This window comes from Moritella sp. JT01 (assembly GCF_001574435.1).
Classification (GTDB): domain Bacteria; phylum Pseudomonadota; class Gammaproteobacteria; order Enterobacterales; family Moritellaceae; genus Moritella.
Genome location: NZ_LOCN01000006.1, coordinates 154,633 through 168,865, shown reverse-complemented (window position 1 = coordinate 168,865; position 14,233 = coordinate 154,633). Strand labels below are relative to the sequence as shown.

The following is a 14,233-nucleotide window of genomic DNA, read 5'->3' as shown; positions in this document are numbered from 1 at the left end:
ATTCCAGTCTCAGCCTTTCATGATTGTTAGGTCATCTACTTCCAGCGTGCGTTTGTTACGCAATAAAGCCACCAGTATGCCGAGTGCAATAGCGACTTCGGCTGCGGTGATCGCAATAATAAAAATAGCCATGATCTGGCCGCGGGGATCGTTCATTTCATACCCGAAGGCAAGCAGATTGATATTGACACTGTTGAGCATGAGTTCGAGAGACATCAGCACAATCAAAACATTACGCCGGAGTAATACGCCTGCAGCGCCAATGACAAATAAAATGGCAGCTAATATCAAATACCAAGAGATGGGGATCATTTGGATACCTCCTTCGTGGCCCCTTTTTTGTGTTCGTTACGACCGTTACTTTGGGCCAGTACTACCGCGCCGATCAGGGCGACCAGTAGGATGACTGAAGCCACTTCAAAGGGCAGCAGAAAATCCCTGAATAAGGTTAAGCTTAGTTGCTTGGTTGGTTCATCGCCAATGATGCTTTGCTGCGCCATCACCGCATGCAGACGGCTGCTTTGGCTGAGTAGAAAGAATAGCTCAGTTGCCAGTGCCAGCAGCGCGACTATAGCTGGTATTGCCCCTTTTTGAATAAATCGACTGTTATTGATAAACCGACCATGGGCTTCTTTACGTACGTCTAACATCATGATGACGAATAAAAACAGCACCATAATGGCCCCGACATAAACAAATAGCTGGATCACCGCAAGAAACGGTGATCCCAGTAGGACAAACAGGGCTGCGATCTGCACAAAACAGGCGACAAGAGACAGGGCACTGTGGATCGGGTTTCTGGCGACAACAACCAGCAAGCCAGTACCGATGGCAACCAAGGCAAGTAATATAAAAAATTGTTGCTCCATTGATTAATCCTTTTTTTGTTATTTCTCTCGTTTGAGCAATTGCCACCAGTCGTAGCCTTTTACGTTAGCCTGAGTGATGGTTTTACCACTGCCATCTTTAGCCAGCGATGCTGGGACGACGGTGCCAGCCCCTTCTTCAGCCTTATGTGGTGCGGCTATTAAGTCCTCAAGATGCACCACTAACGCCTCGGTGGTGGTACTAGCAACCTCATATTCCTGACCTAGCTTGATCGCGTCAGCCGGGCAGGCATCTTCACACAAGCCGCAATAAAGGCAGCGCGATAAATCGATATCAAACACTTTTGGCCGTCGGTTACCTTTTTCATCTTCATAGGGCACCACCGTGATGCAGTCACAGGGACAGATCTTTGCACACAGCTCACAGCCGACACAGTTCACGTCGCCTTCATCGTTGGTTTTCATGAAATGATGCCCACGATGACGATGGTAAGGCAGCCATTTTTCATGGTCCGGATATCTGTGTGTAATAATTCTGGAAAACATATAGTGTAATGTCAGCCGCAGTGCGCGCCACAGATCGCTGAATAAAAGCCATCCGATCCAGCTTTGCTTTTGTTGTCGTGTTCTGGCCATGTTGGCCTCCCGGTACTATCGATACCTCATTTCTTATCCCGTTTTGCTGGGTAACGAGATGTTCTTAAAACATAAATAATCCGCTGATTAAAATGTTTACTAGCGACAGGGGTAAAAGCACCTTCCAGCCAATCGCCATTAACTGATCATAGCGGTAACGCGGAAAGGTAAAACGGAACCACATAAACACCCAGATGAAAAAACCAACTTTGAGTAACAGCCAGACTGTATCTGGTATAAAGGGGGGCGCGCCATGCCAGCCGCCAAAAAACAGCATCACATTGAGAAAGCCTATGATCACGACGCCCAAATATTCGCTAAGCATAAAAAAGGAAAAGCGTATGCCGCTATATTCGGTATGATAACCGGCACCCAGATCGCCTTCTGCCTCTGGCAAATCGAACGGTATACGCTGGACTTCGGCCAGTCCCGCCACAAAGAATACAAAAAAACCTAAGGGTTGATAGACCACATTCCACATGTCTTTTTGGGCGGTAACTATGTCCATCATATTCATCGAGTTAGCCAGCATCACCACGCCAATGACAGAGAACCCCATAGGTATTTCATAACTGATCATCTGGGCAATCGCCCTGAGGCTGCCGAGTACCGCATATTTACTGTTGGAGGCCCAGCCAGCGAGGATGGTTCCAAAGATGCCGATGCCGCTAACGGCGAGAATAAATAACAACCCTACATTCATATCTGACAGACTGAGCATTAATTCAGTACCAAAAATTGTTACAGGTTCCCCTAGTGGGATGGCGACAAACACCACAAAAGGTGGTACTAATGCGACCACAGGGGCCATTTTGAACAGGGTTCGATCGGCGGCACTGGGAATATGATCTTCTTTCGTCAGTAGTTTGATGCCGTCGGCCACGGGCTGTAACAAGCCGTGCCAGCCGACCCGCATGGGGCCCGGACGTTGTTGGATATGACCCGCAATTTTTCGTTCTAGCCAGGTAAGAGGTAAGGGCAGCAGTAGAAGCACCGCCACAACGACGGCAATCTTGAGTAACATAGGCAGGATGACATATAAGGTTTCCATGCTATCGGGTCTCTGATATCGTATTTTGAAGTAGTTTGGGTATATTTAATTTAAGCGTACTATAAAGGTAGTTTGGGCTTATAACTTAATCAAATATCATTTCGAGGTGAGTACGGTTCGCTTCCTTGCTTACCGTTAGGTGATTATTTTATGAAAGGATTGTTTAATGCTTGCCCTTATTCCATAATTTCTTTATCTGTTCCGCAAATTCTGATGTTCTAATAAATAGCCCGTACTGTGTTTTTTCATTTTCGGTATTGATTACAGGTAAAACATTCTCATCATTGATTTTGAATTCGAATTTATAACTCACTACTTTGTCACTAGTGATTGTCAGCTGCTCTCTCTCGGTCTTCCATGAACCTTCAAATTCATTATCATCGTTAATCTTAATGGTTAGCGTCTTATTATTATTAAAACTAAATTTGGTAATATCTGCTAATTTCAAAGACTCTGTTGGTGATATATAAAACCAAGAGTTACCTTCTAATTTAATATCCATAGTGCTAATACGAATACTATCAGTGTTAGAAAGGGATTTTTTTGTAACTAAATCTAAGCCTGAGCGGGATGTTGAAACTAACGCAACATCATCACTCGCATAATAATATGTATCGATGTAACCAACACCAGGCGCTTTAATTATACTACCTGATGCTGTATAGGAATAAAGATGACGAGAACCGTTAACACTTAATTGATTATTATTGTAATCTATTGTTAATTCACCATTTTTATAATCCCCTTCATGAGTGGGATGGCTTTCATTTAAGCTACGATAAGTAAATTCATTACCGTCAACATATGCAGCGAGTGAATTGTGTTTAGCCTCTTCTTTGGTGAAGTTGTTTGCATTACCTCGGGTTATTTTTATCTCATCTAGTTTATCGCCATCGTTAACTAAGTCTGTTACGAATTTTCCTAAATTACGGAGGTCTGTTTCGGTGTGAATGTCTAAGTCACTGATTGTTCTTGCTAGAAGGTGCGCTCGTTGGGCTTGCTCGTTATCTTCCTCATTTGATTTCAACGCAATATAATCACCAGAGATAAATTTTCCTTCAATACTTAGCCAGCCAGCTAACGTTTGTATACCAATGTTCTTGGTATACATTATTGTTGTAAATGGTGTTATAACTGTGCTGCCAGGATAAGAAAATAAAGTATAACTTTTTCTGGCTGCTCCTATTTTATCACTATCAAATGAAACTCCCTCCAATACCCTTGCAATCAAAGGGTATTGGAGGGATGTGTCTCTCGTATTTAATTTACCATTACTGTTGGTTGTACCGAGCACATTACTTCGGTCTTCATTACAAGATTTTGTTTTTTCAGCGCTGCATATTAGAGCATTTCCTAAATAGCCGCTCATAGCTGTGATTTGTGTTTGTGTTGGTGAATATTCGTCATTGGTATCTAAATTACAACCCATAAGAGTGACAGTTGAAAGGATACTTGCAGGGAAAATGGCGCGCTTAAATTTCATAATTAGTTCCTGTGGGCATTATTTACAATACTAAATTAAGGTTTATCTTTAAAAAAAAACCGTAATTTCGTTACATTTTAATGCCGTAAAATTTTCGAAAACGGCATCATAATTTGCTTGCAGCAATATACCGATACAGAGCTGCAAGGACAATTAAACCTATGTAAAGAAAGTGAAATGTTATGTAAATGGAATAATGAACATGGAATATGTCATTTAAATAGCGAACATAATTAACGGTTATTAGCGCTATATAAGATACTAAAAGGTAGGCTGGATCGGGTCATCATAAAGCGCTTAAGACTCAGTTCTTAGGCGCATCGGTATTAAATATAGCAACCGTTCTCATCACATCTACTTTCAGCTGAATCTAAAGTCGACTCTGTCTTTTCAGTAGTACTGGTAAGTGCAGCTGTTTCTGATACCAATTCACTAATTATCTTACCCACTCGCATATCATCGATTCTGCCAAAATGATTTAGTCTTATTCGGCCATTTTTATCGATCAAAATAAGAGTCGGCGTTCCCCTCATTTCATAGCGTTGCATTGTCTTGGGTATATGGCCGCTTGAAGCTGGCATATCAATGGCAATCGGAAAAGTGATTCGATATTCATGGATAAATGCTTTTAGTGCGTCAGCGGTCATCACTGCGTGATGTTCAAATACAGTGTGAAGGCCAATGACTTTAACGTTTTTATCGGAGAATGTTTCATCGATCATTTTTGTTTGCGGTATCCCGTGCGATACACAACCTGGACATAACATTTGAAATGCATGAATAACAATGACAGACCCTCTCATTTTTGATAGAGACAGTGGTGCAGTCGTATTGAGCCAAGCACTTGCTTCAATTTCGGGTGCTATTGGGTATTCGGTTAATATAGACATTCTTATTACCTCATTGATTATGGGACTAATTGATAGGCAGGCGCGCTAACACCTGCCTAATTTCTTTATTGATTTACTTTACCGGGTAAACTTAAATCTCCAGAGGCAACGTCCATTACATTGACTACACATAGTAATGGTGCATGAACACTTTGATTAACGCGTAGGCCAGCGGTAACGCCATCATACTTGGTATTGGAAATATCAACGTTAGAATCAAAGGCTACTTTTACTTCAACGGTGTTGTTATTAAAGATAGGATCCCAGCCTGGACTATCTAGCAGGATAGGGAGTCCCGGCCATGTTTTAGGCAGTTTTGGCGATGTACCTTCTGGAATATCAACCACCGCGAGCATGCCTTTACCGCACTGTTCATTGGCTTGTAAAACGACCCAATGACTGTGCCAAACATCGCCATCATTGGCTGGATTGTTATCTGAATTCTCATCGTATAAAGGCGTGTCATCAAAATCGGCATGAGCTGTCACTGCAAGTGACAGTATTCCGGCGTCTTTCTCGAAACCAACTGTTGCGCTATTAAGCGAAGTCGGCCACACATAAGAGAACACGTTACTACCCGCCAATTTACCCGATGCAAGTGGTTTACTTATCCCTGCTTTTTCAGACACCGCCATGTGGAAGGTCGCAATATTTTTATCAGTCGTTATTTTGGCGTGAACGATATCAAAGGTGGCAGGTGTGTTACCTGTAGGATCGACTTTAGCGTGGATGCCGCCATCATGTGAGCCGTCAGAAAATGCATAAGACGAGGACAACAGTGCCAAAGAGGCTGTGATAAATAAAGAATGGTGTTTCATAACTATCTCCAAAATTAGTATTGAGTCAACACTAAGTGTACACGGGCATTCCGTGTTGTCAAATGGTATCGACTCAATACTACAATTACCATTCTAGGTTGTAAATATGGTGTTTATTCGATACTATATATGAATGAATATATCAATGATCCAACAAACATTAGAGCGGCTTTCTAGCTTGCTACGCAGTGAAAAACGTAATCGCTTGCTTGAGTATGGTTTGCAGCCCATCCAATTTGAAGCGTTACATTATCTGTCGATATGTAACCGTTATTCAGACACACCAATGGGCGTGACTGATTATTTAAATCAGACCAAGGGTTCGGTTTCTCAGACACTAAAAGTGCTTGAAAAAAAAGGACTTATTGAGAAAGTAGCGGATAGTAAAGATAAACGTGTTGCACATCTTAAAGTGACAGAATCTGGCCTAGAGTTGATTAATGGGTTGCAGATCTCACCACTACTGCAACAAGCGAGTGAACAACTTAATAATAAAAAATTTAATACGATTAACACTGCGCTTCATGATTTATTATTTGCAGTGCAGTCAGCTAATCAGTTTAAATCTTTTGGTCAATGTCATACCTGTATGCATAATTCTAAACGTGATGACGGTTATTTTTGTGAGTTGACACAGGAACCACTCTTAATAAATGACATTGATCTTATATGCCGGGAACATTTACACAAGTAAACCGAGGGTCTTAAAAAATAGCGATCGTCTGATCGCTACTGCCATTGCTGCCACATAAACAAAATATTACTGGGCAGGTGCATCAATTACGATGATCTCCGTATCGGATAGGGCTTTAATAATGACGTCTTTTTGTCTCGTCACTTCTGCTCCATCGCCTTTGTTCATCAATATCGCCCTTTGATTATCGATAAGTTCAAACTCTCCACTTGATGCCAAAACATATGCTTGGTGTTCAATTGAGTGAGTAAATTGCGTGCCTTTTTTAATCTTGCCACCATAGATTCGCGCAGCTTGATTGATAAATAGTGCGTTATCTTGTTCGCCTGGGTATCCAGAAACGAGTAGGGGTAGTCTAGTATTATTAACCGTATCGGTATCTTCAGAAAACAGTTTGCTGTCCCATCTCGGCTTTACGTTGTGCTTATTCGGTTCAACCCAAATTTGAAATAACGTTAAGGGTTCTTTTGTTAAATTGTATTCCGAATGAGTAATACCAGAGCCTGCACTCATCACTTGTACTTCGCCTGCGAGGGTCACGCCTTTATTACCAGTATTGTCTTGATGAGTGACCGCACCGGAGCGTACAAAAGTAATGATCTCCATATTTTTGTGTGTGTGAGCTGGAAACCCTGTTCCTGCTGCAACCCAGTCGTCATTAACAACTCTGAGCGTGCCAAACCCCATTCTTTTGGGATTGTAATAATTAGCAAAGCTAAAGTGATGATTGGCTTTTAACCAGCCGTGGTTTGCTTTGCCAATCTGCTGAAAAGGATAGTGTTTTATCATTGTATTTTCCTCCCCCTAGACTTTACTTGTTAATCGATTTCTATCATGCGGTGCAGTGAAATCTTGCTGTGGGCCACGCGGGACAATCAAAGTCGGGTTAATTGTGTCATGACTCGCGTAATAATGGATCTTGGTATATTCCAAATCGACAGTGTTTTCGATCCCTTCAAATTGAAATAATTCACGTACATAGTGACTGATATTATGGAACTCATTTAATTTATTGCGGTTACATTTAAAATGACCATGATAAACGGCATCGAAACGCAATAATGTCGTAAATAATCGCCAATCCGCTTCTGTTAGTTGTTCACCGAGTAAATAGCGGTGGTTGCTAAGTCGCGCTTCAAGCCAATCTAAACTGGCAAAAAGTGCGTCAAAGGCTTGGTCATATGCTACTTGTGCGGTGGCAAAGCCTGCACGATAGACACCATTGTTTATCGTGTCATAAATACGTTCGTTAATAGTGTCGATTTCTGGTTGTAAATCAGTCGGATAATAGTCATCGTGGTTGCCAGTTAACTGATTAAACGCAGTGTTAAAAATGCGAATTATTTCACTCGATTCATTGTTAACGATGCTTTGTGTTTTCTTATCCCACAATACAGGTACGGTAACTCGTCCTTCATAATCAGGCGCAGCTTTAAGGTAAAGCTGGTATACATAGTCACTTTGATAGAGTGTGTCGCTGTAGTCGTTGCTATCGTCATTATTAGCGCCGAATTCCCAGCCATTGTTCAGCATTTCAGGTTTAACGACGCTGATAGAGATAATGTCTTCGAGTTGCTTCAATTGTCTGAAAATCAAAGTGCGATGCGCCCAAGGACACGCTAACGAAACATACAAATGATAGCGGCCTGCTTCTGCCGGATAGCGGCTACCTTCCTCATTTGAAATAGTGTCTCTGAAGCGACTTGCCTGACGTTCAAATTGACCTTTACTACCTTTGGTTTCGTACCATTGGTCATGCCATTTACCGTTGACGATTAATCCCATGATAATGCTCCTAATTTATGTTGTGTTAGCGCCCATCTTCGTTAAATTTAATACTTATGTTTCCGAATCGGGTTTATTAACTAAGCTTACTTACGATAAGGCGATCGATTGATAATTTACCGCCGCCTTGCAGCATTACCGACAGGCTGATTGCAAACAGTGCTAAGGCAAATTCATAACCGTTGTTACTCATGAACAGCCCGTTATCGATATGCGTACTAAAAATAGCGACGATCATCGTTAGTGACAATACCAGTGCTGTTGGTCTGGTGAGTAGACCAAGGATAAGCAGTAGGCCGCCAAAAAATTCCGCACTGCCTGCCATCATCGCCATTAAGTAACCTGGTGCTAGGCCGATAGATTCCATCCATTGACCTGTGCCTTCGAGCCCATAACCACCGAACCAAGCAAACAGTTTCTGAGCGCCGTGAGCGGTAAAAATAATGCCCGCCACTAAACGCAGTGGTAATGCCGAAAAAGTGTTATCTGATGTTAATATTTTATTAATTGTTGAAGTATTCATGTTGTGCTCTCTTTGATTCGTTAATGGGTTTCTAAGTATGTCTTATAAGTGTGTAGCTATTGTATTCGCTTAAATGGATTGGAATAACCGCTGAAATTTGTTTAGTATGTTCAAAATATTTGAACAATTGATGGCGTGTATAAGCGTGACAATAAAATAATAAGAAGAGAGAGGCTATGAATGTATAAATCTCCGATAACGATAGAAGCATTACAGGTGCTAGATGCGATTGACCGTCGTGGTAGTTTTGCCGCCGCCGCTGAACAGTTAAATAAAGTACCCTCGGCGCTCTCTTACATAGTGCAGAAATTAGAAGAGCAACTGGCGGTGACTTTGTTTGTGCGTCAGGGTAGGCGGTCGGTATTAACGCCTGCGGGTCGCCACTTACTCGGTGAAGGTCGAAAAGTGCTTGGTGCAGTGAGTAAACTGACCGAGCAAACGCAAACCATATCCCATGGCTGGGAACCTAAAATTAATATCACATTCGATTCTCTTTTTGACATGCAGCTATTACTTAAACCATTAGCGCTGTTTTTAAATGAGCATCCGAATATCGAAGTAGACATGAATGAAGAGGTAATGCATGGTTCGTGGGAAGCATTGATTGAAGATCGCACCGATTTACTTATCGCTGCACCTGCCCCAATTCCACATCAACAAGGTATTAGTGTGACCGCCTTAGGCAATCTGCAGAAAATATTCGTTGTGCCTAAAGGTCATGAGCTAGTGAGTTTTACAGCACCGGTTAGCAAATCCGAAATTGATAACTACCGGACTGTCGTTGTGCACGACTCAGCAAGAACTGCAGTACCTTGGTCAAATAACATTATTGAACAGAGCCGACATTTTTACGTTAATTCAGTTGAACACAAGATTCAAGCCATTATTGCTGGCATTGGCGTAGGTTATCTGCCGAAAACACGTATTCAATCACATTTAAATTCGGGTGATTTAGTCGAAATTGACCTAGGCGAAAGGGAGCCTGTATCAGACATTTACCTTGCTTGGAAAACCGTGAATAAAGGGAAAGGGTTAAAACGATTGAGAGACATTATGCAGCAGCATCTTCATCCGGTATTTTAGACATAAAGTCGCCTAACAAGGTTCTGCTCCAAAATGTGTTAGTGCATCTACCCACCAATTACATAACAACTTCAGAGAGAACGCATTGCTCGTAAGTGACTAACTACATTGATTTTAACCTTGTGCCAAAATGTTTGTAGACATGATCATTGTTGAAACCATCAATATTTTGACTGGAGAAGACCAAGGGTGTTACACCTTGCTTTATAGCTTCTTTTTGAGCCTCGACCGTAAGAATATTCATAATTAACATACCAGCAATGCTAGAAAATGCGCCAGTAATATTCCCGTTGATATTACACAGACCATCTCCTGGAGGTACACAATTATCAATAACAATATCAGCAATATCCATTAGCTTAAAACCAGAACTATGACGACTCTCGTATTTTGATGATTGCTCTACTGATGTTATTGCTATCACAGAATGACCTTTGCTTTTAGCTATTTTAGCAAATTCAATAGGAAGTGCATTTCGACCAGAATTTGAAATAATCATAATAACGTCCCCCGACGATATATTTTGGTCATTCCACACGACTTCTGCCAACCCTGATAATTTTTCCATTGCAGAGCCTCTTAAGGCACCATCATTGGTCAGTAATACTGAATCCAAAATAGCATTTATATTACCAAGCCCCCCGGCTCGAATAAATCCCTCTAGCCCAATCATATGAGAGTGCCCAGTTCCAAGAACTTGCACCATTTTGTCATCAACAATAGCTTTAGTGAAAAGCTCGGTCGCTTTAGATAAAGTATCTCTATTTGCTTCAACGAGAGAAGTAAGCCTTGGCTGTAAGTGATTAAAATATTCAAACATATATAATGCTCTCTGTATGTTATAGATATAACTAGCTTACAGTCCCACGACCCAAGATATAATACTATTCCATTAACAAGTAATACTTATCTTGATATATTACTGTATGTACTAGGCTGTTCCCAATTTTCATATTTCTAAACCAAAGGTTGTAGACAAGTAATCATGAAAACAACAATACAAAAAGTACCCCAAAGACAAGGCTGGTCTTGGCGTTACAAAATGTTGGAAGAAATTTACAAATCCGAAAATTGGCATGCTCACCAAGAATTTGAGCTTGTTTTACATAGAAACTTTAAAGGAAAAGCAGTAATAGGTTCTTACGAAGGTCAGATAGAACACAATGACCTAATACTGATAGGACCAAACGTTGTCCATAGCTTTGAATCCATAGATACAGATGAAAATAATCTTTGTGAGACCCATATTATATGGTTTAGAGAAGAGTGGATAGCCAAAGCAATGTACAGCTGTGTTGAGTTGAGGCAGTTAGCACCTTTACTTCAACGCGCGAATAAAGGGCTTAGTTTTTCACCTAAAACAGCAGAGATGGTTTATAAGCACCTAAACAACTTTGAAAGCCTTTCTTCCATAGGACAACTTGCTGTATTGATTCAAGTACTGGCTGAATTATATGCAGACCAATCAAGTTTAACCTTACTTTCACGTTCAACAGATGTAAAGAAAAACACAACACACCATAACAACAATAAAATTGACCGAGTTTGTCAGTACATTGATAACCATTTTGCATCGGATATAACATTAAAAAAGTTAGCAAATTATATGTATGTTAGTGAAAACACCATTCATCGTTGGTTTATACAGAATTTCAATGAAAGTTTTAGTCAGTACCTAAAGAAGCTTAGGCTGAATTATTCAGCTCAATTGCTTACGACAACGAATTTATCAATTAGCTTAATCGCAGAAAAAGTAGGCTATAGAAACCAAGCGAACTTTAATCGGTTGTTCAAAGAATATAAGCACCTAACCCCCTCTAAATACAGATTAAAATTTAAGTAGCCGATGCGGAAATTGTTGGGACACAGAGTGCCTACGGAACGATTTTTTAGAAGTTTTAAAACAGAGTGGATATCGAAGGAATGCTATAACACCTTTGAAGCATCAACGCTAATCCATTTATGCTCCAAAGTGGCCTAGAGTTATTACTCTCCCACAATATAGTGATATTGATTTTACATATATTTTGTTATCGAAAACCTAGCTTCATATACAGGTATAATAGGATTTAATCATTTGTGGTGGGCATCGTGATACTGCCAAATAATCTTCATTTTTAACTTCCTTAAATCGTATAAGTATGAAATGTAAACTTTATTTTTGGTTATGCATTTACACGGGTCTATATAAATATGATTCTTGTTTTTTCTTCGCTTTATTTGATTTAGGGCCGTTAATTGAAGTTATCTATTTGTAATAACTTACAAATTTGGTACTGTTTGATGATAGTTTACGTCTTGGTCAATACGGGGGTTACAAGGATGCACTTAAGAGAAGTAAAGGCTCGTGAGCTAGATGTTATTTATGCTATGGGCTTTGATACGTGGAATGATGGTCTTTCTTTTGAAGAGTATCTAGCAGGCTGTCGCAGCAGTGAAAAGTATCGAGCGGGTACTTGGTATGTGCTAATGGAAAACGATCAAATCGTATCGTCTCTCATTGTTTACAGCGGTATGTTTGGGCTCAAAGACGATTGTTTTGGGGTGGGCTCAATAGCAACGCCACCAAGCCTCCGTGGTAAAGGTTATGCATCTCACATGATAACTTTAGTCACGAAGGAGTTGCTCGCTAATCACAACTGCAAAGCCGTATTCTTACATAGTGATATTGACCATAAGTTTTATAGCAAGCTTGGTTTTGTCTGTATTGAGGGCTCTGATTGCATGTTTAGTTCAAACGCGCCATCGGGACTTCATGGCTCAATACCTGCGTATTTTTAGTTTTGAACTCCACATATAACAAGCGTTTAAGACAGATTCCCAACGCTTGTAATTTTCAGTTCAAGGTTGTGTTTTGTGTTTACGGGGCAATGGGGTACGTTATGTATTGCTAAGTACTAAACGGGAAAATCATCCCATAACTCACCCTGATGTTGAACATTTGATACCGTGCAATCATACAAGTTAAAGGTTTCAGTTAAAGTAACAAGGCCTACCATTTGTTGACCTATAGTAAAGAAATCGTGCTGTGATAGCTCAAAATGACCAAACCTTAATTTAAAGCCCCAGTTTCTATTTCCTGTAGTAAATTCTAACTTATCGAGCATTGGACGAATTGCTACTTCCTTACCACTTATATATGCAATATCTCGGCGGTATGGAATGAAGTCTGGTGCCATTTGAAACTGATAGCTATCTTCTCCTATGACTCGGCCAATAGCTGTAAATTTCTGGCATTGTTCCTTACCCTTGAATTCGAGAGTGGGTGAGTAAAAAACAATCCCGTCACCAACTGACATTCTATTTAAAGGTGCAGGTTTACCATGGCATACTTGGCAAAATCCTCCTACGACTCCTCGTTTAATGTGTTCACGAGAAACGACACCACACCAAAATTTTATCAAAATACCTCCTATAGAAGATTTCTATATTTTCTTTGATTTATAAAGTATTACTTTTTATTAGTGATGATGTCAGAGATTTATATTGCTTAAGTTGACTCTCGGTTAAGCAGGAAAAAAATTCGTCATCAGCAGTTTCAATGGTAAAGATAGCTTTAATTATTAAACTATTTCCTTCTTTTGTGAATTGAACATTGGTGTTTCGCGCATCAGATAATGAGGAAGTACGTTCGACTAAACCATTTAATTCGAGCTTTCGAATTGCTTTAGATATTGTCATTTTATCAATTTTAGTGTGCTCAACTAAATTGGTTTGCGTGGCCAATTTTTGGTTATCTTGAAACCATCTTAATGAAGCTAGAATTGCAAATTGAGTTTGGGTAATTCCAAAACCCCCTAATACTACAGCTAACTTTCTTTGCCAAAGTGTAGTTATCTTCCAAAGTAGAAAACCTACACTGTCATCTGCTGCTTCATGCTTAAAGGGTGATGAATTAGACATTTTTACTTTTCTCAATCAATCGAGATAATTGCTTATCCATTCCACTTGCTACACTTTCAGCAACAAGCTTCTTCCATAGCCATGATAGTGGACCTTCGATTTTTAATGTCGATTTAATTTCCAATTTATTACCGTGTTCTATTAGTTCATGAGAATCATACATTCTGGCAAGAGGGAATTTAGTCAGGTCTATGAACATTGAGTTCTCTCTTACTTCTATTAGTTCAATGTTAATCTTTGGTCCTCCTTTAGGCTTAAATTTCAATACAGCCCCTTTTTTAAATTCACTTTCCAATGTTGCATATTCAATATCGTCTTGCCAAGTGTGCCATTGGTTGACATCTGTCCACACTTTCCAAACCTTATTCGCACTTAGTCCGTCAACGATCAAGCTCGATGTTTTAGTCCACATAATAATCTACTCCTTTATAGTAAAATAATGGTAAACCAGTTTACTATTATTGTCACCCCATTTTTAGTTAGTATTTTAACCTCCGATGCATTGAATCGGTTGTGTGTTGGCAATTTGTCTTTAGGAGT

18 protein-coding genes are annotated in these 14,233 nt (G+C 40.2%); 4 read left to right on the top strand and 14 right to left on the bottom strand.

The window, feature by feature from the left end:
- Positions 1-9: 9 nt before the first annotated feature.
- The 7 genes from nuoK to AKG98_RS05860 all read right to left on the bottom strand — a co-directional run bounded on the left by nuoK (position 10) and on the right by AKG98_RS05860 (position 5,705).
- Positions 10-312, bottom strand: a complete 303-nt coding sequence (gene nuoK, locus AKG98_RS05890; RefSeq protein WP_006032153.1) for an NADH-quinone oxidoreductase subunit NuoK — start codon at positions 310-312, stop codon at positions 10-12.
- On the bottom strand, positions 309-869 hold the full coding sequence (locus AKG98_RS05885) for an NADH-quinone oxidoreductase subunit J (RefSeq protein ID WP_067042782.1): 561 nt from the start codon (positions 867-869) through the stop codon (positions 309-311). Before AKG98_RS05885 ends, nuoK begins: the two co-directional genes overlap by 4 nt.
- 18 nt (positions 870-887) lie before the next feature.
- On the bottom strand, positions 888-1,463 hold the full coding sequence (locus AKG98_RS05880; protein WP_067042779.1) for a 4Fe-4S dicluster domain-containing protein: 576 nt from the start codon (positions 1,461-1,463) through the stop codon (positions 888-890).
- A 64-nt stretch (positions 1,464-1,527) separates the two neighbouring features.
- On the bottom strand, positions 1,528-2,514 hold the full coding sequence (gene nuoH / locus AKG98_RS05875) for an NADH-quinone oxidoreductase subunit NuoH (RefSeq protein ID WP_067042777.1): 987 nt from the start codon (positions 2,512-2,514) through the stop codon (positions 1,528-1,530).
- A gap of 163 nt (positions 2,515-2,677) precedes the next feature.
- Positions 2,678-3,997 carry a hypothetical protein gene (locus tag AKG98_RS05870; protein ID WP_067042774.1) on the bottom strand — a complete coding sequence of 440 codons (1,320 nt, stop codon included), beginning with the start codon at positions 3,995-3,997 and terminating at the stop codon, positions 2,678-2,680.
- Positions 3,998-4,323: 326 nt separating this feature from the next.
- Positions 4,324-4,887 carry a redoxin domain-containing protein gene (locus AKG98_RS05865; protein WP_067042772.1) on the bottom strand — a complete coding sequence of 188 codons (564 nt, stop codon included), beginning with the start codon at positions 4,885-4,887 and terminating at the stop codon, positions 4,324-4,326.
- 65 nt (positions 4,888-4,952) lie between these two features.
- Complete coding sequence (locus AKG98_RS05860) at positions 4,953-5,705, bottom strand: hypothetical protein (protein WP_067042769.1); 753 nt, start codon at positions 5,703-5,705, stop codon at positions 4,953-4,955.
- 145 nt (positions 5,706-5,850) lie between these two features.
- Between AKG98_RS05860 and AKG98_RS05855 the strand changes: the two genes are divergently transcribed.
- Positions 5,851-6,399, top strand: a complete 549-nt coding sequence (locus AKG98_RS05855; protein WP_228140214.1) for a MarR family winged helix-turn-helix transcriptional regulator — start codon at positions 5,851-5,853, stop codon at positions 6,397-6,399.
- Positions 6,400-6,465: 66 nt separating this feature from the next.
- Here AKG98_RS05855 and AKG98_RS05850 read toward each other — a convergent pair whose 3' ends face one another.
- The 3 genes from AKG98_RS05850 to AKG98_RS05840 form a co-directional block, all read right to left on the bottom strand.
- Positions 6,466-7,188: a pirin-like bicupin family protein gene (locus tag AKG98_RS05850; protein WP_067042763.1), complete on the bottom strand. Its 723-nt coding sequence runs from the start codon at positions 7,186-7,188 to the stop codon at positions 6,466-6,468.
- 15 nt (positions 7,189-7,203) lie between these two features.
- Entirely contained in the window at positions 7,204-8,184 is a 981-nt protein-coding gene (locus tag AKG98_RS05845) for a glutathione S-transferase family protein (RefSeq protein ID WP_067042759.1), read from the bottom strand.
- Positions 8,185-8,260: 76 nt separating this feature from the next.
- The gene (locus AKG98_RS05840; RefSeq protein WP_067042756.1) at positions 8,261-8,707 is read right to left on the bottom strand and encodes a DoxX family protein; all 447 of its coding nucleotides are present in this window, start codon (positions 8,705-8,707) and stop codon (positions 8,261-8,263) included.
- A 180-nt stretch (positions 8,708-8,887) separates the two neighbouring features.
- Here AKG98_RS05840 and AKG98_RS05835 point away from each other — a divergent pair, with 180 nt between their 5' ends.
- Positions 8,888-9,790, top strand: a complete 903-nt coding sequence (locus AKG98_RS05835) for a LysR substrate-binding domain-containing protein (protein WP_067042754.1) — start codon at positions 8,888-8,890, stop codon at positions 9,788-9,790.
- 103 nt (positions 9,791-9,893) lie between these two features.
- Here AKG98_RS05835 and AKG98_RS05830 read toward each other — a convergent pair whose 3' ends face one another.
- Positions 9,894-10,610, bottom strand: a complete 717-nt coding sequence (locus AKG98_RS05830; protein WP_067042751.1) for a sugar isomerase domain-containing protein — start codon at positions 10,608-10,610, stop codon at positions 9,894-9,896.
- Between the two features lie 165 nt (positions 10,611-10,775).
- Here AKG98_RS05830 and AKG98_RS05825 point away from each other — a divergent pair, with 165 nt between their 5' ends.
- Both AKG98_RS05825 and AKG98_RS05820 read left to right on the top strand, forming a co-directional pair.
- Positions 10,776-11,633 (top strand): AraC family transcriptional regulator, encoded by an 858-nt coding sequence (locus AKG98_RS05825; protein WP_067042748.1) that lies wholly within the window; start codon positions 10,776-10,778, stop codon positions 11,631-11,633.
- Between the two features lie 479 nt (positions 11,634-12,112).
- Positions 12,113-12,571, top strand: a complete 459-nt coding sequence (locus AKG98_RS05820) for a GNAT family N-acetyltransferase (protein ID WP_067042745.1) — start codon at positions 12,113-12,115, stop codon at positions 12,569-12,571.
- Between the two features lie 116 nt (positions 12,572-12,687).
- Here AKG98_RS05820 and AKG98_RS05815 read toward each other — a convergent pair whose 3' ends face one another.
- The 3 genes from AKG98_RS05815 to AKG98_RS05805 are packed head-to-tail and all read right to left on the bottom strand — an operon-like array spanning position 12,688 to position 14,105.
- On the bottom strand, positions 12,688-13,194 hold the full coding sequence (locus AKG98_RS05815) for an EVE domain-containing protein (protein WP_198155441.1): 507 nt from the start codon (positions 13,192-13,194) through the stop codon (positions 12,688-12,690).
- A gap of 37 nt (positions 13,195-13,231) precedes the next feature.
- Complete coding sequence (locus tag AKG98_RS05810) at positions 13,232-13,693, bottom strand: MarR family winged helix-turn-helix transcriptional regulator (protein ID WP_067042742.1); 462 nt, start codon at positions 13,691-13,693, stop codon at positions 13,232-13,234.
- The gene (locus tag AKG98_RS05805) at positions 13,686-14,105 is read right to left on the bottom strand and encodes an SRPBCC family protein (protein ID WP_067042739.1); all 420 of its coding nucleotides are present in this window, start codon (positions 14,103-14,105) and stop codon (positions 13,686-13,688) included. The genes AKG98_RS05810 and AKG98_RS05805 overlap by 8 nt, the downstream gene beginning before the upstream one ends.
- Between the last annotated feature and the right edge of the window lie 128 nt (positions 14,106-14,233).

Bases quoted from the DNA above. Each gene is read 5' to 3' on its own strand.
- AKG98_RS05850 (WP_067042763.1), bottom strand. From the start codon at position 7,188: ATGATAAAACACTATCCTTTTCAGCAGATTGGCAAAGCAAACCACGGC.
- AKG98_RS05830 (WP_067042751.1), bottom strand. From the start codon at position 10,610: ATGTTTGAATATTTTAATCACTTACAGCCAAGGCTTACTTCTCTCGTT.
- AKG98_RS05840 (WP_067042756.1), bottom strand. From the start codon at position 8,707: ATGAATACTTCAACAATTAATAAAATATTAACATCAGATAACACTTTT.
- AKG98_RS05870 (WP_067042774.1), bottom strand. From the start codon at position 3,997: ATGAAATTTAAGCGCGCCATTTTCCCTGCAAGTATCCTTTCAACTGTC.
- AKG98_RS05835 (WP_067042754.1), top strand. From the start codon at position 8,888: ATGTATAAATCTCCGATAACGATAGAAGCATTACAGGTGCTAGATGCG.
- AKG98_RS05860 (WP_067042769.1), bottom strand. From the start codon at position 5,705: ATGAAACACCATTCTTTATTTATCACAGCCTCTTTGGCACTGTTGTCC.
- AKG98_RS05845 (WP_067042759.1), bottom strand. From the start codon at position 8,184: ATGGGATTAATCGTCAACGGTAAATGGCATGACCAATGGTACGAAACC.
- nuoH (WP_067042777.1), bottom strand. From the start codon at position 2,514: ATGGAAACCTTATATGTCATCCTGCCTATGTTACTCAAGATTGCCGTC.
- AKG98_RS05885 (WP_067042782.1), bottom strand. From the start codon at position 869: ATGGAGCAACAATTTTTTATATTACTTGCCTTGGTTGCCATCGGTACT.
- AKG98_RS05855 (WP_228140214.1), top strand. From the start codon at position 5,851: ATGATCCAACAAACATTAGAGCGGCTTTCTAGCTTGCTACGCAGTGAA.
- AKG98_RS05805 (WP_067042739.1), bottom strand. From the start codon at position 14,105: ATGTGGACTAAAACATCGAGCTTGATCGTTGACGGACTAAGTGCGAAT.
- nuoK (WP_006032153.1), bottom strand. From the start codon at position 312: ATGATCCCCATCTCTTGGTATTTGATATTAGCTGCCATTTTATTTGTC.
- AKG98_RS05880 (WP_067042779.1), bottom strand. From the start codon at position 1,463: ATGGCCAGAACACGACAACAAAAGCAAAGCTGGATCGGATGGCTTTTA.
- AKG98_RS05865 (WP_067042772.1), bottom strand. From the start codon at position 4,887: ATGTCTATATTAACCGAATACCCAATAGCACCCGAAATTGAAGCAAGT.
- AKG98_RS05825 (WP_067042748.1), top strand. From the start codon at position 10,776: ATGAAAACAACAATACAAAAAGTACCCCAAAGACAAGGCTGGTCTTGG.
- AKG98_RS05810 (WP_067042742.1), bottom strand. From the start codon at position 13,693: ATGTCTAATTCATCACCCTTTAAGCATGAAGCAGCAGATGACAGTGTA.
- AKG98_RS05820 (WP_067042745.1), top strand. From the start codon at position 12,113: ATGCACTTAAGAGAAGTAAAGGCTCGTGAGCTAGATGTTATTTATGCT.